This is a genomic window from Planctobacterium marinum, assembly GCF_036322805.1.
GTDB lineage: Bacteria > Pseudomonadota > Gammaproteobacteria > Enterobacterales > Alteromonadaceae > Planctobacterium > Planctobacterium marinum_A.
Genome location: NZ_AP027272.1, coordinates 4,087,349 through 4,111,388, shown reverse-complemented (window position 1 = coordinate 4,111,388; position 24,040 = coordinate 4,087,349). Strand labels below are relative to the sequence as shown.

Sequence of the window (24,040 nt, the reverse complement as noted above, 5' to 3'; positions counted from 1 at the left end):
TACGGTGTTGGATGTTTTTGATTTAGGCCCACTAGACCTTCAAACATCCGCCTGGTCTAAATGCTTTTCATCTCCCACTGAGCTGGGTAAATGTTTATTGGAATTGGTATAAACCTCACACTGATGTCCAAAATCCTGCGCCATCGCTTCTGTGGCCCTGGTTTTTCCGAAAATGTCAGTGACCAGAATGTTTTTCATGAGCTCCCCTGAATTATAGTGCGATGTGGACCTGCACTACGCACTAGTTATTGTTTGGTTTACACACAAGTAATTGGTCCTGAGTGCCCATAGTAACCAGTAGGTTTGCTCAAGTTGAGTCCCGATTAATATCACTAATACGGGACTTTATTCTTTTGCTGAGTTTTTGCGCCAGGTTAAGCCAGCTCCGTGGACAATAAATCCAGTTCATTGATTTCGCCTATCTGCTCCCTGAAAAAAGCATATAGTTTTGCTTCTTCTGCTACCAGATTGACCTTGTTTAGCATCATGATGGCTTTGCTTACTGTCCGCTTCTGGTCATTGTCTAATCGCCCTTTTTCAGTTGCAGACGCGGCCACCTTCATAATATTCATAGCCAGTTTTTCATTGCGCGGCGAGAGCCTGAAGGCCTGGTCCAGCATCCGCATGGCTTGGGAATACTTTTGTTGAGTGTGATAGGCCGCGGCCATCTCAGTGAGTTCTTTGGGGGTAAAGTGGATGTGGCTGCGCTCATCCAGTTCCTGCTCGATATATTTATTCAGGATATCACCAGAGAACATATTACCGTTGACCAGTTCTTTCGAGTCGTTCAATAGTTTTATGCAAGCTTCGCGATTGCCTGCTTCATGGTGCGCTTTGATTAAATCGAAGTTGTATTCCAGGTTGTTTTCAACATCGCCACTCACGTTTTTATGAAGCTGCCTGAGTATGGCGTCAGCCTTTCCTTTTTCACCCTTGGCACTGTGAAGCCTGGCATTGATCACATCTATCTGGCTTTTTAATTTTCGATAGAGTTTGGGGTTGGTGGTGAGTTCATTAAGGTATTTTTGCGCTTCATTTAGATAAATGCCCGCTTCAGATTCTTCGACATAATTTGCCAAATCTATGTTGGAGCGTATTACATTAAGCGTTAACTCAGGTGAATCGTGAATAGAGTTTTTGGCGTATTTGGCCATATTTATAGTGGCTTCACGCTGCCCCATCGGGTCGTGATTGAGTCTTGCTAACTCCCAGGTGCGCTTGTTTCTCTCCAGGTTTCTCGGTGCCAGTTTTGCTGCTTCAATGATCTCTACGTAAGCTTTTTCATATTGACCTTTTTGCAGGTAATGCTGACCGAGAAGGTCATGTATGCCACAGCGGGTATCGGCTCTGAGTTTTAATTTGTCGATAAGCTCTTGCGCTTCCGTGAACTTTTCTTGTTTTAGTAGGCTTTTAGCCAAACCAATGTTGACCCAATTGTAGCGATATTTTTTGAGCACCTCTCGGTAGTGTTTTTCAGCATCACCATACTCCTTGATGGTCATCAGGCACTGCCCCTTGAGGCGTAGCAGGCGAGGGTGAAACTCTTTTAGCTCAGTGAGGGCTAGCAGTCGATCTGCGTAATAAATCGCTCTGGAATAATCCAATTCGTCGGCAAAAAACAATGGTTTATGAAGAGTCTGTTTGACTTCTAACATGAAGTTTAAACGCCTGGAAATGCCTTTAATATCAAAGGGTTTAAGCCAGAAGTCGTCGGGTTGCATTTCAACAACACTATTTACCAGCCCTTTGTCAGTATCAGCACTTAAGAACACTATGCCGGTTGTATTCTTAGCATAACTTTTGAACTTGAGCTCTTCCAGAAAGTGAAAGCCGTCTTTATCCAGGTTGAGATTGAAGGAGACAAAGATTAAATCAAACTCCTTGGAACGGCATGCAGACAGAGCTTCAAAGGCGTTTGAGCAAACCGTAACATCGCGCACGCCCGCCTGTACCAAAACCGATTTTAATGTATCCCGAATAAGTCTTTGTTGATCAATGACGATGGCATTGGCTTCGTCAATACGCTTAGGGGGGGGTACTTCAAACATATCTTTTATTATCCCTGACCACTATTACTATCCACTCCGATATCCTTATTGGTTCCTGATACCGAAAATGTCCTTTAAAACCAAATAATCATAGCAAATGGTTTTTGATGGATAAACCATTCCACATTTCAACCTGCTGATGCAATTAAGAAACTATGATTACGAGTAATTTGGGTGATGAGTTTAAAAGAAATATAGAAATTATTGAGTGCCTGTTTGCTCTGTAGGAGAGGCTAATAAAAGAAACGGGAACCCAGACCTTGGCTTTCCAATCTAAATCAAACCTGTTTAAGTAGTAATCCAGGTCCTTTAACTTGCTGCTTCAGGCCTGAATTTTGGCCACTAACAGTCGATCACTCTTGTGTAGCGCAGCTAATAAATGTGTTCGAATTTGCTCTACCGTGAATTCAGATTTAATAATCCAGGTGCAATTCAAACAATGATAATAAGCAATGTACGATTTAATGCGTTTATGTAGCTCGGTACAGTCCCGCTCTTTGGAGCTTAGTTCATAACTCACAACGTAAGAAGACATACTCTCCCCCTAATTGAAAACAGAGTTGGTTAAAAAAATATACCCCAATTCAGGTTTGGTCAAATTTTTATACGCAAGTGAGTTGGATTTGGTTTCTACATTGGAATGAGTTTGTGAGCTGGTTTTCAAGCAATTAAATCGCTGACCTTTTTGTAATAGTCTAGCGTCGAAGGTTTGGCATCAATGATATTCACCATTACTCCCGAGCTTTTAAGCAGGTCTATCTTAGCTTTGGAACTGGCAACATATTTTTGCGGAATGTAATAGTGAATTTGGTTAAAGATATCGATTAACTTGTCTTTATCGATCTGGATTTTGCGGCGATAGGTTAATAACCACCAAAGATCACTTTCGATGAAATCCAGGCTTAAGCCGAGAATATGAATGTTATGGGTAAAGAAAAAATCGATCCACGAGTTATGTTGTACTGTGGCAGATTTTAATTGCTTGATGAGTTGTGTGGCGGGTAACGATTTGTAGGCATCTTTGGTGCCTGTTACCACGTAATTACGCATGTATTGCAGATAACCGCTGTAATGGTTATAGCCTAATACAATTGAATTCGGATTATTGGCAACACCGTGGATGTGCCAGATTGATTTGTTGTTGACCTGGTGTTTGCGAAACAAGTTGTAGGTCTTTTCCGGCACAACCCCGACGTTTTTATAAGTTTTCTGCTCACTAATGGCTCTGTCGAGGCTCAGATCATAGTTAGTGGTAAAGAGGTTTTCACAGGGCAAAGACACCAACAAATCGTGGATGGGATTGGGTTCTATGGCGCCGGTTTGTTCAGCGATAAATTGCAATACGTCTTTTTCTTTGTGGCCGTTTTGTACAGCGGCTTCAAAATAAAACTCTTCATATGCCAGCGGAAACGGCTTTTTAGGATCGCTGAAATCAACACTTGTGCCAAACTCCTGGTTCATCTTGGACAGCAAATCACTCCATGAATTACCCCTGGCGCCATTATTGATATCATTTCCAATCAGTAAAATATCTTCGCTCATGGTTCGTTCCCTGTTGCCTTAACTGAAAAAGAAGTCAGGCAAAGATTAAAACGGTAAATATTTTACTGCAATATTAAAATTTTATTCTGATTGCAAACGTCTAGAGCAACACGCTCTAGGCCTTTTTCACAAATTTGGCTGTCACCATCATTTCGCCGACACCATCTACTTTACAGTCCAGTTCGTGGTCTTTTTTGTCCAGCACTCGGCGCACCAAAGCCTTAGTGCCAATCTTAATCACTTGTGAGCTGCCTTTGATTTTAAGATCTTTGATAACGGTAACCTTATCGCCATCGGCTAATAACGCGCCGTTGGCATCTTTTACCGCAATCGCTTCGTCTTCAGCGACCTGGGCAGGGTTCCATTCGTAACCACACTCAGGGCAGACAAGTTGTTCCTGGTCTTGATAAACGTATTCTGATTGACATTGCGGGCAGGGAGGAAGCGACATACTTTAATAGCCTTGTGTAAAAAGCTGGCAGGTTAAAGTAATTTCGGGCGCATGCAAGCGGTTAATTGCATAAACGCCCGTATTTTCTCTCGCTACTGTGTTGTTTGTGAGTCTTTATCTTTAAGCAAAGCCACAAGCAGGGCGGGTAGAAAACTCATGGTTAAGAACATTGAGCCTAGTATACCGCACAACACGATGATACCGACGCCGCGGTAGAGCTCGGTGCCTTCGCCAGGGATGAGCACCAGTGGGGCCAAACCCAGAATCGTGGTGGAGGTGGACATGAGTATCGGTGTGAGTCGGCGCTTAACCGCTTGCTGCACGGCCTCTTGTACCTGCATACCCAGCTCCTGAATATTCTTGCGGGTTTGCTCAACAATCAAAATCGGGTTGTTCACCACTGTACCTAATAAAATCAGAAAGCCCAGCATAGTGATCATATCAAACGGCTGATGAAAGCTACCAAAGCCCATAGCTTCGCCGACACCGCCGATGGCGTTGAGTAAAATCAAGCCCAACAAACCACTGGCCATGCCCAGTGGTACAGTGGCGAGAATAAACAAAGGGTATTGCCAGTGTTTAAATATAGCTACCAACAGCAGATAACAAATTACTAATGCAATCAGGAAGTTACCCGATAGTGAGGCTCGTGTCGCCTGCAGTTGATCGGCGGCACCGCTGACATCCACTCGAATGCCTTGGGCGATTTCGCCAGATTGCCACAAAGTGGGTAACAGCTCATTGCGTACGATTTGTTCTGCTGTTTCCAGCGCCACATCACGAGGAGGAATAATGTATACAGTCACGGTTCTGTCGCCGTCAATACGGCGCAAACTGTTGCTGTTCTTGGTTTCCACCAGATCTGCCATCGCATTGAGCGGCAATACGCCGCCTGTGGGGGTGATCATTGGCGCTTGACTGAGTTGCTCAATGGTTTGGGCATTACCAGCACCGCTATATAAGAAGATATCCACTTTATCGTCACCCAGAATAAATTCATCTACGAAGGCTCCATCGCTTAAGGCAGATACGGCATAGCCGAAGTCGCGATTATTAAAGCCCAGCTCCTCCAGACGACGCCAACGTGGACGGATTTCAATAAGGGGCTGGGTTAACGTCAATGAGCGCGGATCGGAATTGATTTGCGGATTATCGAAGGATTTTTCAGCCTGCTGATAAACAGCTTCTGCCGCCTGATACAAGTCCTGCATGTTGGCGCCAGAGATATCCACTGCGACCGCTCTGGAGCCACCATCATTGCTGGAAATGATAGAACCTCGGGAGGAAAATGCGCGCATGTCGGGGTAGCTTCTGAACTTAGTAGTTATCTGGTTCATCATCTCATTGATGAGCGCGGGATCCTTTGGAGCACTCAAAAACCACACCCGGCCAATAGCCACCCGCATCATGTAATAATCCAGCGGTACCATTTCACCCTCAACATAATTTTCTTCTGGCATGTTTACATAACGGTTGAAGTATTCGCGCAATTCATCGCCAATGTTTTGCATCTCACTGAGGTTGTATCCGGGCGGTGCGATCATCATACTAAAGGCTTTGGGCTCTTCACCTTCGGGAAGGTATTCGGCTGCGGGCATTAGCAACCAGGCCAGGCCCGGAATAATCAATACATAGGCGAGGCACCAGGTGCGCGCTGAAGCAGTGTTTTTAATGAAAAACGCTGTAAAGTTAAGCCACTTTTGTTCTGCTTTGGCCCGTGAGACCGAGACGAACTCTTTGTTTTTGGTAAGCTTTGCCAGACTGACGGGCACTACAAAAACGGCAATGAGCATGGAGGCCAGAATAGCCCCTGAAATGGCAATGGCGATATCGGAATAGAGCTGTCCGGCTTCTTCCTGAACAAATAATATTGGTGTAAATACCATAATGGTGGTGGCTGTGGAGGCCAGCACGGCGGGCCACACATCCTGCACACCGGCAATGGCTGCCTGTAATTTTGAGGTGCCTTTGCGCCATGCCTGAATAATGGATTCCAGCACTACGATGGTATTGTCCACTGTCATCCCGATGGCAAACGCGACACCCGCTAAGGAAATCACATTGATAGTGCGATCCAACAAATTCAGTGCCACAAAAGCCGCAATGGTACACACTGGAATACCCAGCACCCCCACCAGCGTCGCTCTACCAGAGCGCAAAAACAGATACATAACACCAGTGGCTAACAGGGCTCCTAAAATGAGGTTAAACCAGACATTTTTAAGTGAGTCTTGTACATACTGCACGTCGTCACCCGTGTTGGTCATCATCAGCCCATTTTGCGCCAACAGATTTTTGTTCAGGTCTTCCACCACAGCCATGATGCCGTGTTTAATATCAATAACGTTGGAGCCGCTTTCCCGTCGTACCGACAACATCAAATTGCGTTGGCCGTTGAAGTAGGACAATCCTCGAGTCTCAAAATGGTCTAGTTGAATATCGGCAATATCCCGCAGATATACGCTGTTGCCATCCACGCGCTTAATCTCGATATCACCAATTTCATTAAGCTCTTCAAAGCGGCCTACTACTCGCAACAGATAACGATTTTGACCACTTTCGATATCGCCGGCAGAGGCGTCGCGATTGCGATCTCGTACGGCATCGCGTATTTCATTCAGGCTAATTCCTCGTTGGGCCAAACGGTGGGCATCTACTCGGATCTGGATTTGTCTGGCGGCACCGCCACCAACGCCCACTTCAGAGACGCCTTCAACGCTTTCCATGCGCGGGCGCACGTAATCTTGGGCAAAGTCGCTGAGCATATCCATGTCTAATTGCAAAGGATTACCCGGCAGCGGTGTCAGGGCAAAATACAAAAATGCGTTGCTGGAAAAGGCACTGGAAAACAAGCGTGGTTGGTCGACATTTTCCGGATAGGAGGGCACCTGGCTTAGGGCGTTATTCACTCTGATCAAAGCGTCGTTGGCGTCGACCCCAAAAGGGAAATCCAGTTCGATATTGGCCTGGCCCATTTCTGCGTAAGAGGTCATACGTTGTAGGTTAGGTAAGCCTCGCAAATAGCGTTCTTGCTCAATTAATATTTCTTTTTCAATGTCTTGTGGTGTCGCGCCAGCCCATCCGGTTTGTACCGTGATGGTGCGCACTTCCAGATCCGGGATCATCTGGATTGGGGTTTTGCTAGAGGTGACGAGGCCTAAAATTGCAGCGATGAAGACGCATACTGCTACCAGTATGCCGCGATGTGCTACTGCAGCTATCATTGTTCATCCCCTTCCTCAGTAGTATTCACCGACACACCTTCTTGCAATAATTGCACGCCCTTACTAACGTAAGGCACACCTGCAGGGGCGCCAGATACGGCAAATCGAGAACTGTCGCTGCGTTCAATGCGCACTATATGGCGCACGGTTTGGTTGTTCTGCACCGAGAAAACACTATGGCCACCATCTGGATGAGAGCGCACTGCGGATTTTGGTAACCACAACAGGGGAGCTATTTGGTCACCCAAATCCAGTTGCAAATTGGCCGACATACCAGAAATGAGTTGTGGATCTTCCGGCAGGTGTACCAGTAACCGGAAGGTACGAGTTTGGGGATCCGATGCCTTTACGATTGCCGCGATGGGTAAGGTCAGACGTTGGTTTTTTGCGTTATCGATGCTTACCACGACATTTGGGGAATCGGATTGCTGATAAGCCAACACCGCTGAGTAATGTTCTTGCGGTACGGCCACACGCAGACGCAGTTGAGTATTAGAAACCAGATTAAACACCGGGCTTTGCGGTTGCAGCCATTCGCCAATATCACCATTTCTCGCGGTGATAATACCGTCGAATGGCGCGTAAACCGCGTGTCGTCTCAACACTTCCTGTTGCAGTCCTAAACTGGCTTTGGCTTGCTGTAGCGTGGTTTCTGCTTCGGCAACACGTGCTTTGCGCTCTGCGATTAAGGTTTCGGGCACCACCTGCGTTTTTGAAAGGCGCAAAGCTTCACTATACAGGCGGCTGGCTTCGGCCAGTTGCACCTGGGTAGTACTCACTGCCGCTTCAAGTTGTTGTAACTGGTAACGGGCCAAGCTGTCGTCCAGTTGCAATAGTTTTTCGCCTTTACTGACCTGATCCCCCAAATCCTTATAAAGCGTTTTTGCCAGTCCAGCTTGTTGCACTGCCAGACTAGCATCATGGATTGCCTCTATCGTGCCACTCAATACCATCGACTGCTGATTATTCAGGACTTGAGGCTCTATCACACTGACTGTTTGCACCTGAGCCGATAGCGTGCTGGAAAGCATTAAAAGCAACAAAAGAAAAATGCGCGACATAGTGATACTCCTTGTTAAGTCATCAGCAGTGACAATGGCTAAAATTAATTTGCCAGCTGTATACGATAGCACGGTGAAACAAGTTTAGTCTGCTTTCGATTGACGAACGGCTAAACCTACCCTGATACTGCCATTCATTATATTTTTTCGGAAATCTGAACTACGCCATGGTCGCGTTTAGCTTCGTTAATTTGATTCAGTCTGCCACCTTGAGTGTTTGTGTTTTGGGGGCGTTTCTTTTGTGGCGTCACTTATCGTTTCGCGGTATTGCACTTTTACTGGTGTTGATCGCGCTTTCGTCAGTGATTAACACCCTGGAAGAAACCGGGATAACCCGAGATATCTATCTAGTTAGTCCGGTTTTTATCATGCTATTTGGGCCGGCCTCTTATCTTGCCACCCGCCATTTGATTGGTGATAAGCTGCGACTAGAGGAATCTCTACACTTTTTACCTGTGTTACCAGTTTTGTTTTTCACTACACATGTACAGGTGATCATTGCGATAGGTACTTTTTGGCGCTTGATTTACGCTCTTCTGACAGCCAGAGTCCTGTTAGATTACAAGGGCAAGTTAGATGAACAGCGTTCAGATGCGGATGAGTTTTCTTTTATATGGTTACTTTGGGTGGTTGTGGTTACCACGGTCTTTAACCTTATCGACCTGGTGAGGTTAAACATTCAACAATGGCTTAGCCCAGACCTAAATGCGCTGGGACAGGCTGTAAACAATGGTCTTTGGTTAGTGGTGATCATGTTGACAGTGGTGAAACTAAGTGAACAGAAAAAACCGCCGCAAAGTAAGTCGCAGGATAGGCAAGATTCAACTGCCAGCAGTGAGCAAGCTGAGGACTACTTGGGTATTTACGAGGAGTTACAATCCCTGCTGACACAACAGCAGTGGTATCTTCAGGCGCGTTTGACTTTAGCTGAACTGAGCCAGTTATCCGGTTTGCAAACGAGAGATATATCAAGAGCAATAAATTTATTAGCGGGTAAGTCCTTCAATGAATACATTAATCAATTTCGTATTGAAGAGGTGTGCCGTCAATTAGATTCAGGCGATACGAGACCAGTTTTACAGATTGCAATTGACTCGGGTTTTAGCTCCAAAGCGGCGTTTAACAAAGTGTTCAAAGAGCAGACGGGACAAACGCCGAGCCAATATAAAGCTGATATCAACGGTACAAAAACAAGGGAATAGTCGTCTAAGTTCTTGTTTTGAGACGCTAACATCTCCTCGCAAGTTTAATCTTCTCGAAAAATTATTAAGTGAGAAGATGATGAAATTTATTGCTGCCCTTTTATTTCTGTTGTTGCTGTCCGGTTGTGCCAAGACAGTCGTCGAAATTCCTGATGCCCGAGACTTCGTGCTGGTGAATGTCAACGTGGTTGATGTCAAACATCAGCGCATATTACCAAACCAAAATATTGTGGTCACCGGTGGCGTGATTGCAGATATTTATGCCACAGAAAACAAGCCACTTCCTGAAAACATCGAGATAATTGAAGGGGCGGGTGGATTTGTAACCCCTGGCCTGATTGATATGCATGTGCATATTTACGAGCCAGCTGCTTACACTATTGCTCTCAGTCATGGCGTTACCCATGTGCGCATCTTGAACGGTATCGAAAAACAATTGCAGTGGCGAGATGCCGTTAACAATGATGCGCTTATCGGGGCCAGTTCGACAGTGAGCAGTCCTATAATCTCTGGCTATGAAGACGCCATGCTTCATCACACAGTGCACACGGAGCAGCAGGCTCGTGCAGCGGTGAGAAAATATAAACGATTAGGCTATGATCTGATAAAAGCTTACGGCAACTTATCAGAAGAAGCATTGTTGGGGCTTGTGGATGAAGCGCAAAAACTGAATTTCCCTGTCGCAAAACACGGGCCTCATGCTTCTGGTGATCTCGAGGTTGAGGTGTTAGCGGGGTTGCAGTCCTTTGAACATGTTGAAGATATCTATCAAGGCCCGCTAAATCACAAGTTCGATGAAAACGATTTACCAGCCATCATCGCGGACTTAAAACAGGTTGCCGTTCCCCTTACCCCGACATTGAGTATTTTCCAACAGCTCACACTACTTAGTGAAGATAAGCAGAGCTTTTTAGACAAGGTGCCACAGCATTACACCTCCACTATTATTGCCATGGAAACCAAAAGTAATCAGACTGAGCGATGGCTAAATGCTTCTCCAGAGATGGCGTTGCATAACCGTAAAACTCTCAACTTCTTAATTGCTATCAGCAAACAACTGCATGAACAGGACATTCCTTTGCTGGTTGGCTCTGATTCTGGCGTGTTGTTGTTACCCCATGGTTTGGCAACCCATGAAGAAATGAAGTTATTGCAACAGGCTGGGCTAAACAACTATCAAGTACTGGAGGCAGCGACGGTTAACCCTGCCAAGGCACTGGGTTTGGAAAAACAGATAGGGCAGATAAGAGCAGGTTTTATGGCTGATTTTCTTTATACCAGGGAAAATCCGGTTAATGAGCTTTCCGTGTTGGTGACCCCTGATGCTTTGAGTAAAAAAGGGCGCTGGTTAAATAGTGAAAAGCTTACAGCGTTGCGTGATGAGGCCATTGACAATCGCAGTGTCTGGTCTGAATTTTGGGCGCTTTGGCGAGCCTTGTAATGGGAATAATGGGCTACAAAAGACTTTGCACTGTTAGTCTGACATCTTCATAGCGTTGTTGTTCGCAGATGCCCCAGCCATTTAACTGCCGGGCCTTGGTTTTGGTGAAAATTGGCTGGGTTAAGCCACATAAAAAGCGCGCCGCCAGGGTATCTGAGAAATAGTCGGTGTTGAGGTGATTGCGCAATTGAGCAAGGATATCGCTTAGCTTTTGTTGCTCTGGCATCGGCGGTGTTTCAGGCGCAGGTAATAGTGCCTTGTTGCCATCGCAAACGGAACAATGAGTACAATTTTCCGGGGCGTGTCGATCATCAAAATAGGCTGCAAGGTTGTGACTCAAACAGTTTTCTAACTGCAAAAGGCGCAGCAGCGCGGCGATACGTTTAATTTCAGAACCTTCATTTTGTTTAAAGTAGTCTGCCAGTTGTGGCGCAAGCTCATCGGATTGTAAGGCGAGTTGATCAACCTGATACACTTCAGTCATGTTGCTGGCTTTTAACTCGATAAGCTGCAGCCCATGCAGATAGTCGAGTGCGGTTAAAACTCGGCTGCGCTCACAGGGGTAATGGCTCTGCAGCGTCTCGAAGTCCAGGATGCCCCAGGTTTTCTTAAACTGAGTTGCGTTAAAGATGGATTTGATAAACTGACTCCGTTCACCTGCAAAGCGGTTTACAATGGTTTCTGGTTCTTGTAAGCATTTGATTTTATATTCGGCGAAATAACTGTATTTGGCTTTGATTATGCCTTTTAATTCCAACTGCACCAGGAGTGTTTTAAGAGGCAACTGGCGAATGTTGCACTGGTTGCTCAGCTGATAAAGCAGCAGTTCCCACTGCCCGGAATCGGCCTTTTTAATGTTGTCTATTACCTGCTCAATAGCGTTGAGTTCCGGCGTATCGCCATAGATAAAGTTTTCCAGTGTATTCAGACTGTTGCTATTGGCGAGAACGGTGCATATCGAAGGTTTGCCGTCGCGACCAGCCCGGCCGATTTCCTGACTGTAGTTCTCGATGGATTTAGGCAGATCATAGTGGATCACATAGCGGATGTCGGCCTTATCGATACCCATGCCAAAAGCGATTGTGGCTACCACTATGTCCACTTCGCCATGCATAAATCGCTGTTGAATGTTTTGTCTGTTCTCATCTTTTAGCCCGGCGTGATACGCCACTGCACTGTGACCCTGTGCGGTGAGTTTAGCCGCCAGCTGTTCAGCACTTTGCTGCAGGGTCACGTAAATAATGCCAGCGCCTTTTTGTTGCTGTATTAGCTTGCTCAATTGTGTGTTTTTCTCTGCCTCCGAAACGGGTAATACTTGCAGGTTTAAGTTGTTGCGGTAAAAACCTGTTTGCACAATATGTGCTTGTTCGATACCAAACTTGGCTGCCATATCCTGCTTTACTTTGCGGGTGGCCGTTGCGGTTAATAACAGCACCAAGGGGATGTTTAACTGATGTCGGTAAGTGGGTAATTTTAAATAATCAGGACGAAAGTTGTGTCCCCATTCCGAAATGCAATGGGCCTCGTCTATCACCAGCATTGATATTGGCACCTGGTTTATAAAATTGCGGAAGCGCTCGTTTTTAAAGCGCTCTACTGACACCATCAGAATTTTAAGTTGGCCGGCTTTAATATCTGCCATCACCTTGTTGTTTTGTTCCGGTGTCAGTGATGAGTCAATGCTGGCGGCTGGAATATTTTTACTGGCCAAAAAGTCTAGCTGATCCTTCATCAACGCTAGTAAAGGGGAGACTACAAGGGTTAAATGCGATAGTTGCGTGGCGCTAAACTGATAACACAAGGATTTTCCCGAACCCGTTGGGAAAATGGCTAAAGAAGAGTTGCCTGCAAGCAAATTTTGTATGGTTTGACTTTGCCCGGCGCGAAACTCAGAAAAGCCAAACTGCTGCTCTAAACATGTTACAAGTTGTGGCTCTTCCATCGTGCATTGCTCCCCTGCGTCATCCCTGTGATTGTTTATCTGAACTGTCTTATTTGACTTTTCAAGGCACTTAATGCCGTTCACCATCGGCACTGTAACCCGTCCCTTGCAGCCTGACAACGACTTAAAAGTACAGTTGCAAAAGAGGTTCAAATAATTACTTCTACGAAACCTTTCGTTTACTTGTTGACAACTACGATTGTTTTCGTATTTAATGTTTCTACGATGTGTTTCGTAGCTTTTTTCGGGGCACGAGATATGAGCATGATACTGATGCGTTATGCGAATTATGAGCGTCATCATTATCTGCGCTTAATAGTGCGAAATTCACAGTTTATGGTTCAGCAAATGAAGGGAGATAGCATGAAAAAGTTGATTTGGATTGGTTTAACAGTAGCGGCATTTGCTTTAGGTGGTTGCTCTTCAACGAGCGATGTGGCTAAAGCGGAAAAAGAAGAAACCAAGAAGACATCAAGTACCAGTAAACGTCGTTCAGGTGACTGTGTTGGTGGAACAGGGTCCAGATTGGGAAGTCGCTGTAAATAGAATAAAACACTTGTTTGCATCGCCGCAGGGAGGCGGCATTGATAAGGCAGCGACTTCGCTGCCTTTTTTTATTGCCAAGGATGGTGGATACGGGAGGGTAAAAGCTTGCAATATACGATATGTTTCGTATATTAGATGGTGAAAACTATTGGCCAGGCAAATAAAATGACGCGAAGCGATTACAAAGGTGTGCCAACTGCAGCTGAGTTACAACTACTCAGAATTCTGTGGGGAGTTGAGCCGGCAACCGTGCGTGAAGTGCATGAGAAAATCAATGAGCACAATAAAGTAGGTTATACCACAGTGCTCAAGATGCTGCAGATCATGCATGAAAAAGGGTTGGTGGCCAGAGATGAATCCAGCCGAGCCCATATATACAAAGCTATTTATTCCGAAGAGCAGACACAAAGCTCGATGGTGAAAGATATGCTCAACAAGGCTTTTGATGGCTCAAAGTCAAACTTGGTTATGCGCGCCCTTGGTAAGTCACCTAGTGCTCAGGAATTAAATGAAATAAGGGCACTTCTGGATTCATTAGATAAAAACAAATAGCAGGAGCAATCATGGATTGGTTAAACCTCATCGCCAATAGTTCCGTGTTGCACGCATTGGCACACACTCTGGTACACTTTGCCTGGCAAGGTTTGTTGCTTGCTTTGGTCTTATTTCTACTGCTAAAAAATATCCCCTCTCGCTATGCACAGCTGCGTTACAGCATCTCTTTATTCACGTTAGTACTTTGTGTGGTGGTTCCTGTTGCCACATTTTCATTACTCTACACACCAGAAATATCTTTTCAAGCTATCGATATGCAGCAGGTGGTTACCGGGGTTTCAGGTACAGTTGCACAATTTGGAGAAGCTTTAACTGAGTCTGGTGTGCAAAGCGTCTCGTTTGCTACGGCTGAGTTTTTGGATTTTCTCAATGTTCAGCTTGTTCATGGCGTATTGCCGTTTCTGGCCCTTTGCTGGATAGCCGGTGTATTATTACTTAGCGTCAGAGTTGCCTTGCAAATGGTGGGTGTTTGCCAGTTACCTCATCAGTCAACGTATTTGCCTGAGCCACAATTACAACAGCTTTTTGAGGGGTTGCTGCACAAATTGGAGGTCAATCCAGTTACGCGCTTGCTGATCTCCGACAAAGTAGACGTGCCGATGGCCATTGGTTGGCTGAAGCCAGTAGTATTATTGCCTTCGTCTATGGTGGTGGGCTTGACACCGGGACAACTAGAGATGCTCTTGATGCATGAATTGGCTCATGTCAGACGTCATGATTACATCATCAATTTTTTCCAGACTTTAGTGGAATTATTATTGTTTTTCCATCCGGCCGTTCGCTGGGTATCTGGCCAGATCCGCATGGAGCGTGAATGCTGTTGCGACGATATTGCCGTGGCACATGTGGGTAATCCGGTGGCTTATGCTACCACACTTACTGATGCTGAAATGTCGCGCTTTCAAAACATTCCAGAGCTGGCTATGGCGGCTTCTGGCAGTGATCTGAAAAGTCGAATTTTACGTGTTGTAGGGCAAACCGATTGTGCCAATGGCAATGCCAGATTGCGTAAATCCGGCCTTGTGGCGGCGCTTTGCTCAGTGAGTGTGGTGCTGCTAATTTTGGTTACTGATAATGCCAGTGAGCAGCATGTATCGGCTACCCAGCCGGATGTTCAAGATGAACAGCTTCTGGAAGTTGCGGAAACCGCTGCGACGGTCACCGCTCGTCGCGATGCTATCGAAGCAGAATCACCTGACCCCAGTGTGGCCTTGAATTCAGGGCTTGATGTAGCTAATGAAAGTGTAACTCAGCCAGCAGAAAAGTTAGTCACTCCCGTGAATGCTGAGCCAGACACCACTCAGGATGTCGAAGTTGCCGCAGTGGTTCAAACGTCTTCATCATCTGGGGTATCGAAACTTGCTTCTGGAGTCATTGAAACTGATGATTCAGAGCTGACTGATAATGAGCAGCATTCCGAGTCCGCGAAGGGGGATTCTGAAGATGCGCTCATGGCTGAATTGCCTGCTGTGGATGCTGCTCAGGAAATTGTCAAGCAGCAGCCGGATTTCGAAACAGGGGCTGAGAAGTCAAGTTTATCTGTCGATATTGATTTACCCGCCGCACCTGAATTGTCTGTTGTTCCTGATTTGGCCTCCGCTTCGGTATCCACTGAGGACTCTGTTGAACAAACTATGGACTCTATGCCTGAAACGGGGGCGATTGCAAAGGCTGATGACAGTGAGTCGCCAGAACAGTCCATAACAACCACTATCGCTGCAGCTAAAACTCCAGTGCAAGAGCCGGAAACCACGGTGATTTCGCCTGTCTTACTTAAAGGTGAAGCGCCCGTGTATCCCAGACAAGCTCTGCGCAGAGGACTCACAGACCAGGTGCAGGTTTCTTTTAAAGTCAATACTCGCGGACAGGTGGAAGATATCGCCTTTCGGGGATCAGTGCATCGTTCCTTTAAAAAATCGGTGCGCCGGGCACTGGCTCAATGGCAGTTTCAACCGGGTATTAAAAATGGTGAAGAAACTGTTATGACAATGCAGCATGTGTTTAGCTTTGCTGAACCTGAAAACGCGGTATTGGCTACTACAGGTACCAGGATTGACGCAAAATAAGCAAATCGCTGTTTATTTTGAACGTCTTGGCTTTTTGAGAGACTTACACTAGTCTCTCGGTTTTAGCATCTTATTATTGTTTGAACAGCATGCGGGCGTTTTTTTCTCTTTATTCCAGTAATCTGTTTCTGGTCGGCGGTACCGGGTTGTTAACTACCTGGTTAGCGCTCTACATGGGCCGGCAGGGGGTTTCTACCTTCTGGATTGGGATGTTAACCTCTTTTTACTATCTTGGCCTGATGCTGGGCGCCAAGATAGCCTATCATTTCATTCGTTCTGTTGGACACATTCGCACTTTTAGTGCTAGCACGGCCGTCGTTATCGCTTGCATTGCAGCCCATGGCGTGAGCGATAATTTGTACTTGTGGCTGGTTCTGCGCTTATTAGTGGGGCTGGGCATGATGAGTAACTATATGGTACTGGAAAGCTGGCTCAACGAACAGGCTGAGCCTGAAAACCGCGGCAAAGTGTTTTCTTTTTACATGATCACCTCTTATCTTGGCATGGTGGCCGGTCAATTCGCACTCTCCCGGTTTACCGAGTTAGATTCTGCGGTGCTATTTCTGGTATGTATGGCGGTGGCCATTGGTTTAGTACCCATCTCCATCACCAGACGTATACACCCCAAGCCTTTAAAACCCATCAAAGTGAGCTTATTTAACTTTGTAAGGGTGATCCCACAATCATTAACGGCAATTTTATGCGCTGGTATGATCAACGGCAGTTTTTATGGCTTGTCACCGCTGTTTGCCAGTAAAGAGGGCTTTGGTGCTGAAGATATCGCGTTTTTTATGTCTATCACTGTGGTTGCGGGGCTTCTTGCGCAATGGCCTATGGGGATTTTATCCGACAAAATCCGTCGTAGTCGTTTATTGCGCTTTAATGCGCTGATGATTTTTATCGTTGCTTTGGGTCTGTTTTTGTTACCGCTTACTGCAACGCTTGCCTTTATACTGACCTTCTTGTTCGGTTTATTTGCCTTTACCTTGTATCCATTGGCGTCTGCCTTGGCAAACTCGCGAGTGTCTGACGAGGAACGGGTTGGGGTTTCATCAGCTTTGCTCATTGCATTTGGTGTAGGCGCGGGCATTGGTTCAGCTGTGATTGCACAACTCATGACGTATTTTGGGCATCAATCACTTTACGGGGCCATCTCAGGGTTGTCTGTGCTGATGTTTTTAGCTCTCACTTATATTAACTCTAAGCAGAAGGGCGAAATAATGGAGCCTGATGATTATGTGGTGAGCGCTTCGGATGTTACCACTTCGCCGCTTGCCGCTACTTTAGATCCGCGTATTGATGAAGAGTTAGCGCAGGAACAATTGCTTATTGTGGATGAAGAGGAAGCAGAAAAAGAACGGGCACTGGCAGAGGAAGCGGCTGAATTGGAGCAGAGTAAACCTTAAATCTGAGTGTTTTTATGCGCAGATGCAGGAAATTACAAGGTTCTGACACTACAATTATGCAGTAGCTGATACCCGCCTGATGAAATACACAGAAATTTGTGTGCATAAAAACTGCTCATAGATCGTCTTCAGGTTTACCTGCTTTCACAAAGGATGCTCCAATGGATTTTAAAAAGCGACTTATGCGCAACGCTGCTTTCATTTTACTGGTTTTGCTTAGTGCCTTATCTCAGGCAGAAGAATCCCCCCAACTGTGGCAGCTTGTCACTAACTTCAGTAGTGAACAGCTGAAAGGGCAAGGCAACGTTACTTCGCAGTTGATTGTTAATGAGGAGGTGTTGCTTAAACTCAAACCCGGAATGGCACTGCAACTACCGGTGTTTTCGCGTGCACTTGAGGTGCAACTAATACGCTCCAGAATGCAAGGTAAAACCAGAATTTGGTCGGCCAAAAACAAGGCTTCTCCCAGGTTGCCGAACGTTCAACTGTTTTTGCGTAATGGCAAGCTTTCAGCCTGGATACCTACAGAATTCGGTACCTTTCGGATTACAGGTGGCAAGCTAATCAAAGAATACAAGATGGGTGGAGAACACCCGGATTACCGCGTGCCGCAAAGCCCGTCTGGATTAAATCAATTTGGTGTATCAGAACAACCACTTCCATCTAGAGAACAATCTCATAAGCATGCATCCAGAACTTCCAGCATGGCTGCGGGTGACCTCACTTTCAGGGTGCTATTTGTCGTGACTGACGAGTTTATTCAAGCACATGAAAGCTACGAGGATACTATTTCTGAGTACGCCGCAGCAAACAACGCCATTTATGCAGCAAGTGGAATGGATATTCAGATGCAGGTCGCCAATATTATTAGCGCCAGCCTTGAGTCCTTCAGTGCCGATCAAATTCTGGATAACCTTTCCAATAATGGCGGGGAAGACTCCACTGATGGTGATATTCCCGACTCCCTACTTACCCCCATTTGGCAAGCGAGAGTGGCTAACTCTGCTGATTTTATAGTGGTGATGCTTAAGGACCTGCCTGAGGGCCTGTGTGGTCAAGGATGGTTGAATGGTGACGAAAATCAATCTTTTAATTATGACTACGCGGTTAATGTAACCGCTGCTTTTACCACCTTTGGTTCAACTTCACAGTTTTGTGGCTATGATACTTTGGGCCATGAGTTAGGACACAATATGGGATTAGGTCATTCGTTGCGTCAAGGAAGCGAGGGTACTGTGTTTACCTTTGGTCGCGGTTATGGCGTGGTGGATGAATTCACTACAGTGATGGCCTATCCTAGTGAGTTTGGCTCTGCTTCTGGGGTAGCAGTTTTTTCTTCACCCGATTTAACTTGTGTGGATAGTTTTACCTGTGGCGTAGACCGAGAGCAGGATGATGGCGCAGATGCGGTTTATGCGGTTAATCAAGTAAAGGAAGAAATCTCTTTAATTCACAATGATGAGATCACTTTGTCTGTTGGCGATGCTCGAGCCTTACTGGAGGATAGTGCGCTAGCAAGCTGCATCACTGATAAGTTCCCTGATGCTATCACCAACGCCCAAGTGGGATTTTTAGTGTGTACAACCGATTACGATATTCAAACCATAAACGGATTAGAGAACTTTCCCAATCTCAATACTTTTAGCATGGATGGCAGCAATGATACTACTCTAGAGGTGTTCCAGAACATGCGCAGTATGCGTCAGTTAGATGTGCGCAATTTACTGATGACGTCTATGCGTCCCATTGCTCATTTGCAAGACCAGCTTACATTCTTGCAGTTTAATCAAAGCTCTCTCAGTTGCCAGGACGTAAAGGCAGTTGAGAGTTGGGGAATTGAAAACTTTTTTCCGTTTGGCAGCTGCCAGTCACTATCTGATGACAGTGATGATTTTGATGGTGATGGCATCAATAACCTGAACGACACGGATGACGATAATGACGGAATTGATGATGTTTCTGACGCGAGTCCCAGAGATGCCAGTAACGCTAATGATATTGATGCTGACGGTGTTATTGATAGCGAAGATGCCTTTCCCTATAACGAAAATGAAAGCCTGGATACCGATAGCGATACGGTGGGGAATAATCAAGACTCCGATGATGATAACGATGGCGTGGCAGATGGCAATGACTGTGCTCCGCTAGATAATACTCTCAGCACTAATTGTGACGGCGATGGCGGTGATGGCGACGGTGACGGTGGCGACGGTGGCGACGGTGGCGGCGATGGCGGCGATGGCGGCGATGGCGGCGATGGCGGCGGTGATCAAGATAGTCTATTTGTGGCGTATGATTATGATGGCGATGGTATGGCTGATGTCGGCGTGAGGCGCGCCAATACCCATTTTCAGTATATTTTGAACTCGTCTGATAATAATATCCAGCGAGTTCAATTTGGCAGAGACGAGGGAGACATTACCGTCAGCGGTGATTTTGATGGCGACAAAATTGCTGACGTGGCGGTACGCCGTCCATCTAACCAGTTCTGGTATATTTTAAATTCTTCAGATGGCGAAATTCAGCGTTTCAATTTTGGTTTACAAGTAGAGGATATTCCGGTGCCCGCGGATTACGATGGTGATGGCGTTACCGATATCGCCGTAAGACGCCCATCAAATCAGTTTTGGTATATTTTGAATTCATCTGATGGCGAGATCCAGCGCTTTAACTTTGGATTGCAAGAGGAGGGTATTCCCGTTCCCGCAGATTATGATGGAGATGGTATGGCAGATATTGCAGTACGCCGTCCATCAAATCAGTTCTGGTATATCCTTAACTCAAGCGATGGCGAGATACAGCGCTATAACTTTGGGTTACAAGAAGGCGATATCCCGGTGCCTGCCGATTACGACGGTGATGGCAAAGCCGATATTGCAGTGCGCAGACCCTCTAACCAATTCTGGTATATCTTGAATTCATCCGATGGCGAGATTCAGCGTATTCAGTTTGGCCTTCAAGCGCAAGATATCCCCATCCCTGCTGATTATGATGGTGACGGTAAGGCGGATGTTGCGGTGCGCAGACCGTCAACGCAGTTGCAATATATTCTGCGTTCCAGCGATGGCGAAATAGAGCGCATACAATTCGGGCGCAATACTGGCGACATGCCCTTGGCTGCACCGGTAATGACCCGAATGGAAGTACAAATTGGCGATAGCTCCAGTGCCAGAAATACGAATGCAACTGCAGAAGTTTTTGTACAGCGTGTGCGCCTGAGCTCTGAGCAGGCCCGAAAGGAGCAAATCCAATAATTAAAGGTTCGCAGCAAACTGGCGGTGTCGATGAAAATCGGCATCGTATCTTGTCATTTTGAAAAAGATTTAAAAAATAAAACCCCTTTTCGATTTTGCCTCGTCTGTATCTGTAATTATTGTAAAACTAACAGGTGAAAAAATGCATAATCGCCAACTACCCTCAGCCTTGAAAGGCCTACATAAAGTATCTCTTGTTGCTGTTGTCGTGGGAGGTTTACTCGCAGGCTGCTCCAGCTCAGATAAAAAAACGCAAGAGACATCGCCGGGCAATGAAGCCGTTGAAACACAAACTGTTGCGAACTCATCGTCAGACCAGTCAGTAACGCATCCTGCACAGGAAATGTTGACGTTGGCCGAAGTAGGTCAGCCGCAGTCAGCGTCCATGCCATCAAAGCCCGTTGTCAGAAGCCGGGCCGGTAAGCTAAATAAAATGGCTGTAACGAGCAGCATGCTCATGGCTGATGCTGTAGTTAGTGAGCACAATACAGAAACCTATCAACACACTCCTGAAAATGGTGTCTGGACTGTGGCAGAGCAGCCTTTATCTACCTTTTCTGTAGATGTTGATACCGCCAGTTATGCAAACGTTCGACGTATGCTGAACCAGGGAATGACGCCACCTAAAGACGCAATCCGTCTTGAAGAGATGATCAATTATTTTTCCTACGAATATCCTCAACCTAAAGACGATGCGCCATTTTATGTGGATACCAGCATTGCTGAAAGTCCGTTAGACAACAACAAGCACATTCTGCGGGTGGCGTTATCTGGCAAGCAGGTGTCTAATGCACAGCGCAAAGCATCCAATCTGGTCTTTTTATTGGACGTGTCTGGTAGCATGTCTGCGGACAATAAACTGCCTTTGCTAAAACGCGCGCTCACTATGTTAAGCAAACAATTGGACGCCCGAGATAGTGTCGCGATAGTGGTGTATGCTGGCGCATCAGGTGTGGTGCTAGAGCCCACATCCGGAGATGACACATTAAGCATTGTGCAGGCCTTGGAGAAGTTGCAAGCCGGTGGATCCACCAATGGCGCCAGTGGTATTCAACTGGCGTACCAGATGGCGCAAAAGGCGTTTAAAAAAGATGGGATTAATCGAGTACTGTTAGCAACAGATGGCGACTTTAATGTGGGTACCACGGATCACGAGGCGCTGATGGGCCTCATCGAAAAGCAGCGTGAAACCGGAGTGACACTTTCTGTGTTGGGATTTGGTAGCGGCAATTATAATGATCACCTAACCGAGCAGCTCGCTAATAAAGGCAATGGCAATGCGGCTTACATTGACAATATTAACGAAGCCCGAAAAGTGCTGGTGGAGCAGTTAACAGGTACGCTGCAGGTGATCGCCAAAGATGTGAAAATCCAGGTGGAATTTAATCCCGCTGTGGTGCATGAATACCGCTTAATAGGTTATGAAAACAGGCAGTTAAATAAGGAGGATTTTAACAACGATAAGGTGGACGCAGGAGAAATAGGTGCAGGTCACACGGTTACCGCCTTGTATGAACTGACCTTAAAAAGCGCTGAGCAATATTCAGTGGATGAATTGCGCTATCAAACTGCTGCCGATGAGAAAGACAATGGTGACGAAGTCGCCTTGGTGAAGCTGCGCTATAAAAATCCCCAAGGAGAATCGAGTAGTAAAATTGAACGAATCGTTTCTTTGTCGCAAATCCGGGGGTTCGCTGATACCGACAATGCCTTCAAGTTTGCTCACAGTGTTGCTGGGTTGGGACAGCTTATGCGGGGCTCAAAATTTGTTTCAAACAAGGATGCCAAAGCTTTGATAAGCAATGCCAAGGCGGCAAAAGGGCAAGATGAACACGGCTACAGGGCCGAGTTTATTCGACTAATGGAAACCTGGTTATTGCTGCAATCTCCAGTGACAAATAAAGTTGGTGCCAAAAACTAATCTGTAGGTAAGTGGTCGAATCTTTAATCATGCTATATCGCGTTACAGTTAATGAGAAAGAAGAGCAGTTAAAAGGAATGCAAGTGGCGGAAAACCAATGGCTAACACTGGAAGATAATGAGTTGATAAAAGCTTATATCAGCGGAGAGTTTGCCGCTTTTGAATGTTTGTATAACAGACATAAAGGTGGAAGTTTTCGCTTTATCTTAAGGCAGGTAAAGGATTCGACAAGCGCAGAAGATCTGATGCAAGAGCTGTGGTTCAAAGTAGTGAGCAATATTCGCCAATTCAAAGGTGAGTCAAAATTTACAACCTGGTTGTATCAGATGGCCCGAAACCTGATGATTGATCGCTTTCGACACCTTGAGGTGGTATCTGGCGTAATCGCCGAGACAGAGGCTAGGGAGGAGGTGGCATCTGATTGGCGGCAAACGGCAGATACTGATCTTGTGCAAAAAAGACAAAAAGCGGCTTTAAGTCGTTGTTTGCAGAAATTACCCAAAGCCCAACTAGAATCCTTTTTGCTCAAAGAAGAAGGCAACCTTACACGCAGTGATGTTGCACAAATAACTGGGGTTAGTCTGGAGGCGGCCAAATCCAGGTTACGAGCCGCCTATAATGAGTTACGCACCTGTATAAGTCGTGTGCTGGGAGAAAATGATGACTAACGAAAATAATGATGAAAAGTTCGTTTCGGATTTATATCAAAGTACAGAAAAGCCTGAGGCCTCGACAAAGACTGATGAAGCAATACTGGAATATGCCAGGCACCGTGTCGCTAGCCAGAATAAATCTAAGTCGTTTCTGAGTCAGCGCAATCGTTGGTTGTCGGTTGCTGCCTCTGTTGTACTGGTGTCGCTGATTTTTGTTTCCCAGAGGCAAGACTTTACACCGCAGGGACTTCAGTCTGATGCGGAGACCTCGCTGCCAGAGTCATTGCCAGAAGAGAAGCTGACGAAGGTCGAACCTGCCGCTGATTTTGTTAGTGAGCTAGCAGATAAAACACCGACTACCCAGTCCGCTGCGCGTAAAGCGCCTATGCTTTCAGAAAGCGCTGAGTTACTTCAGGTGACGGGGAGTCGCAGTAAAGCCACAGACAGTGGCATCAAGATAGAGTGTCGCTACTCCGTAGATGGCAGCAATCCATTGAGTAGCTCACCATTGGCGAAATACATTGCAGATCTTGCCTACAGAGATAAGCAAGCATTAGCGATAGCGGTTAACAGTCAGATCCCTCTCACACAAATGGGCGAGCAAAGCGAGACATTGATGAAACTAGCAATCATGCCGGGTTTCGAAGAGCAGTATCAATTAATGGCCGCGCAAGTCAAAAGTTGTATGTCTGCAACTGGACCTGCAAGGGAATAATCGCTATTTCGGG

The 24,040-nt window shown here is 46.1% G+C and carries 17 protein-coding genes and 1 pseudogene; 10 read left to right on the top strand and 8 right to left on the bottom strand.

Features of this window, described 5'->3' with window-relative positions; genetic code table 11:
* Positions 1–39: 39 nt before the first annotated feature.
* The 7 genes from AABA75_RS18135 to AABA75_RS18105 form a co-directional block, all read right to left on the bottom strand.
* On the bottom strand, positions 40–198 hold the full coding sequence (locus tag AABA75_RS18135; RefSeq protein ID WP_338294144.1) for a hypothetical protein: 159 nt from the start codon (positions 196–198) through the stop codon (positions 40–42).
* Between the two features lie 176 nt (positions 199–374).
* Positions 375–2,048, bottom strand: coding sequence for a response regulator (locus AABA75_RS18130; RefSeq protein WP_338294143.1), 1,674 nt, complete (start codon positions 2,046–2,048; stop codon positions 375–377).
* Between the two features lie 322 nt (positions 2,049–2,370).
* Positions 2,371–2,583, bottom strand: coding sequence for a hypothetical protein (locus tag AABA75_RS18125; protein ID WP_338294142.1), 213 nt, complete (start codon positions 2,581–2,583; stop codon positions 2,371–2,373).
* 125 nt (positions 2,584–2,708) lie between these two features.
* Positions 2,709–3,590, bottom strand: a complete 882-nt coding sequence (locus AABA75_RS18120; protein WP_338294141.1) for an SIR2 family protein — start codon at positions 3,588–3,590, stop codon at positions 2,709–2,711.
* A 115-nt stretch (positions 3,591–3,705) separates the two neighbouring features.
* The gene (locus AABA75_RS18115; RefSeq protein ID WP_338294140.1) at positions 3,706–4,041 is read right to left on the bottom strand and encodes a zinc ribbon domain-containing protein YjdM; all 336 of its coding nucleotides are present in this window, start codon (positions 4,039–4,041) and stop codon (positions 3,706–3,708) included.
* Positions 4,042–4,133: 92 nt separating this feature from the next.
* Entirely contained in the window at positions 4,134–7,265 is a 3,132-nt protein-coding gene (locus AABA75_RS18110) for an efflux RND transporter permease subunit (protein WP_338294139.1), read from the bottom strand.
* On the bottom strand, positions 7,262–8,326 hold the full coding sequence (locus tag AABA75_RS18105) for an efflux RND transporter periplasmic adaptor subunit (protein ID WP_338294138.1): 1,065 nt from the start codon (positions 8,324–8,326) through the stop codon (positions 7,262–7,264). The genes AABA75_RS18110 and AABA75_RS18105 overlap by 4 nt, the downstream gene beginning before the upstream one ends.
* Before the next feature lie 167 nt (positions 8,327–8,493).
* Here AABA75_RS18105 and AABA75_RS18100 point away from each other — a divergent pair, with 167 nt between their 5' ends.
* Together AABA75_RS18100 and AABA75_RS18095 are read left to right on the top strand one after the other, a co-directional pair.
* Positions 8,494–9,528 carry a helix-turn-helix domain-containing protein gene (locus AABA75_RS18100; protein ID WP_338294137.1) on the top strand — a complete coding sequence of 345 codons (1,035 nt, stop codon included), beginning with the start codon at positions 8,494–8,496 and terminating at the stop codon, positions 9,526–9,528.
* 76 nt (positions 9,529–9,604) lie between these two features.
* Positions 9,605–10,969 carry an amidohydrolase family protein gene (locus tag AABA75_RS18095; RefSeq protein WP_338294136.1) on the top strand — a complete coding sequence of 455 codons (1,365 nt, stop codon included), beginning with the start codon at positions 9,605–9,607 and terminating at the stop codon, positions 10,967–10,969.
* 13 nt (positions 10,970–10,982) lie between these two features.
* On the opposite strand, the gene AABA75_RS18090 is transcribed toward AABA75_RS18095, so the two are convergent.
* Entirely contained in the window at positions 10,983–12,911 is a 1,929-nt protein-coding gene (locus AABA75_RS18090; RefSeq protein WP_338294135.1) for a RecQ family ATP-dependent DNA helicase, read from the bottom strand.
* 363 nt (positions 12,912–13,274) lie between these two features.
* Between AABA75_RS18090 and AABA75_RS18085 the strand changes: the two genes are divergently transcribed.
* From AABA75_RS18085 to AABA75_RS18050, 8 genes and pseudogenes are all read left to right on the top strand, one after another.
* On the top strand, positions 13,275–13,457 hold the full coding sequence (locus AABA75_RS18085) for a hypothetical protein (protein WP_338294134.1): 183 nt from the start codon (positions 13,275–13,277) through the stop codon (positions 13,455–13,457).
* 165 nt (positions 13,458–13,622) lie between these two features.
* Positions 13,623–14,009 carry a BlaI/MecI/CopY family transcriptional regulator gene (locus AABA75_RS18080; protein ID WP_338294133.1) on the top strand — a complete coding sequence of 129 codons (387 nt, stop codon included), beginning with the start codon at positions 13,623–13,625 and terminating at the stop codon, positions 14,007–14,009.
* 11 nt (positions 14,010–14,020) lie between these two features.
* Complete coding sequence (locus AABA75_RS18075) at positions 14,021–16,078, top strand: TonB family protein (protein ID WP_338294132.1); 2,058 nt, start codon at positions 14,021–14,023, stop codon at positions 16,076–16,078.
* A gap of 59 nt (positions 16,079–16,137) precedes the next feature.
* A pseudogene (locus AABA75_RS18070) lies at positions 16,138–17,484 on the top strand (MFS transporter); the annotation flags it as partial.
* Between the two features lie 161 nt (positions 17,485–17,645).
* Positions 17,646–20,738 carry an FG-GAP-like repeat-containing protein gene (locus tag AABA75_RS18065; protein ID WP_338294131.1) on the top strand — a complete coding sequence of 1,031 codons (3,093 nt, stop codon included), beginning with the start codon at positions 17,646–17,648 and terminating at the stop codon, positions 20,736–20,738.
* Positions 20,739–20,880: 142 nt separating this feature from the next.
* Positions 20,881–22,659: a VWA domain-containing protein gene (locus tag AABA75_RS18060; RefSeq protein ID WP_338294130.1), complete on the top strand. Its 1,779-nt coding sequence runs from the start codon at positions 20,881–20,883 to the stop codon at positions 22,657–22,659.
* 11 nt (positions 22,660–22,670) lie between these two features.
* Positions 22,671–23,327: a sigma-70 family RNA polymerase sigma factor gene (locus AABA75_RS18055; protein WP_338294129.1), complete on the top strand. Its 657-nt coding sequence runs from the start codon at positions 22,671–22,673 to the stop codon at positions 23,325–23,327.
* A complete protein-coding gene (locus AABA75_RS18050; RefSeq protein WP_338294128.1) occupies positions 23,317–24,027 on the top strand; it encodes a hypothetical protein in 711 nt (236 codons plus the stop codon). Before AABA75_RS18055 ends, AABA75_RS18050 begins: the two co-directional genes overlap by 11 nt.
* Positions 24,028–24,040 lie beyond the last annotated feature (13 nt).

Bases quoted from the DNA above. Each gene is read 5' to 3' on its own strand.
- AABA75_RS18135 (WP_338294144.1), bottom strand. From the start codon at position 198: ATGAAAAACATTCTGGTCACTGACATTTTCGGAAAAACCAGGGCCACA.
- AABA75_RS18130 (WP_338294143.1), bottom strand. From the start codon at position 2,048: ATGTTTGAAGTACCCCCCCCTAAGCGTATTGACGAAGCCAATGCCATC.
- AABA75_RS18125 (WP_338294142.1), bottom strand. From the start codon at position 2,583: ATGTCTTCTTACGTTGTGAGTTATGAACTAAGCTCCAAAGAGCGGGAC.
- AABA75_RS18120 (WP_338294141.1), bottom strand. From the start codon at position 3,590: ATGAGCGAAGATATTTTACTGATTGGAAATGATATCAATAATGGCGCC.
- AABA75_RS18115 (WP_338294140.1), bottom strand. From the start codon at position 4,041: ATGTCGCTTCCTCCCTGCCCGCAATGTCAATCAGAATACGTTTATCAA.
- AABA75_RS18110 (WP_338294139.1), bottom strand. From the start codon at position 7,265: ATGATAGCTGCAGTAGCACATCGCGGCATACTGGTAGCAGTATGCGTC.
- AABA75_RS18105 (WP_338294138.1), bottom strand. From the start codon at position 8,326: ATGTCGCGCATTTTTCTTTTGTTGCTTTTAATGCTTTCCAGCACGCTA.
- AABA75_RS18100 (WP_338294137.1), top strand. From the start codon at position 8,494: ATGGTCGCGTTTAGCTTCGTTAATTTGATTCAGTCTGCCACCTTGAGT.
- AABA75_RS18095 (WP_338294136.1), top strand. From the start codon at position 9,605: ATGATGAAATTTATTGCTGCCCTTTTATTTCTGTTGTTGCTGTCCGGT.
- AABA75_RS18090 (WP_338294135.1), bottom strand. From the start codon at position 12,911: ATGGAAGAGCCACAACTTGTAACATGTTTAGAGCAGCAGTTTGGCTTT.
- AABA75_RS18085 (WP_338294134.1), top strand. From the start codon at position 13,275: ATGAAAAAGTTGATTTGGATTGGTTTAACAGTAGCGGCATTTGCTTTA.
- AABA75_RS18080 (WP_338294133.1), top strand. From the start codon at position 13,623: ATGACGCGAAGCGATTACAAAGGTGTGCCAACTGCAGCTGAGTTACAA.
- AABA75_RS18075 (WP_338294132.1), top strand. From the start codon at position 14,021: ATGGATTGGTTAAACCTCATCGCCAATAGTTCCGTGTTGCACGCATTG.
- AABA75_RS18065 (WP_338294131.1), top strand. From the start codon at position 17,646: ATGGATTTTAAAAAGCGACTTATGCGCAACGCTGCTTTCATTTTACTG.
- AABA75_RS18060 (WP_338294130.1), top strand. From the start codon at position 20,881: ATGCATAATCGCCAACTACCCTCAGCCTTGAAAGGCCTACATAAAGTA.
- AABA75_RS18050 (WP_338294128.1), top strand. From the start codon at position 23,317: ATGATGACTAACGAAAATAATGATGAAAAGTTCGTTTCGGATTTATAT.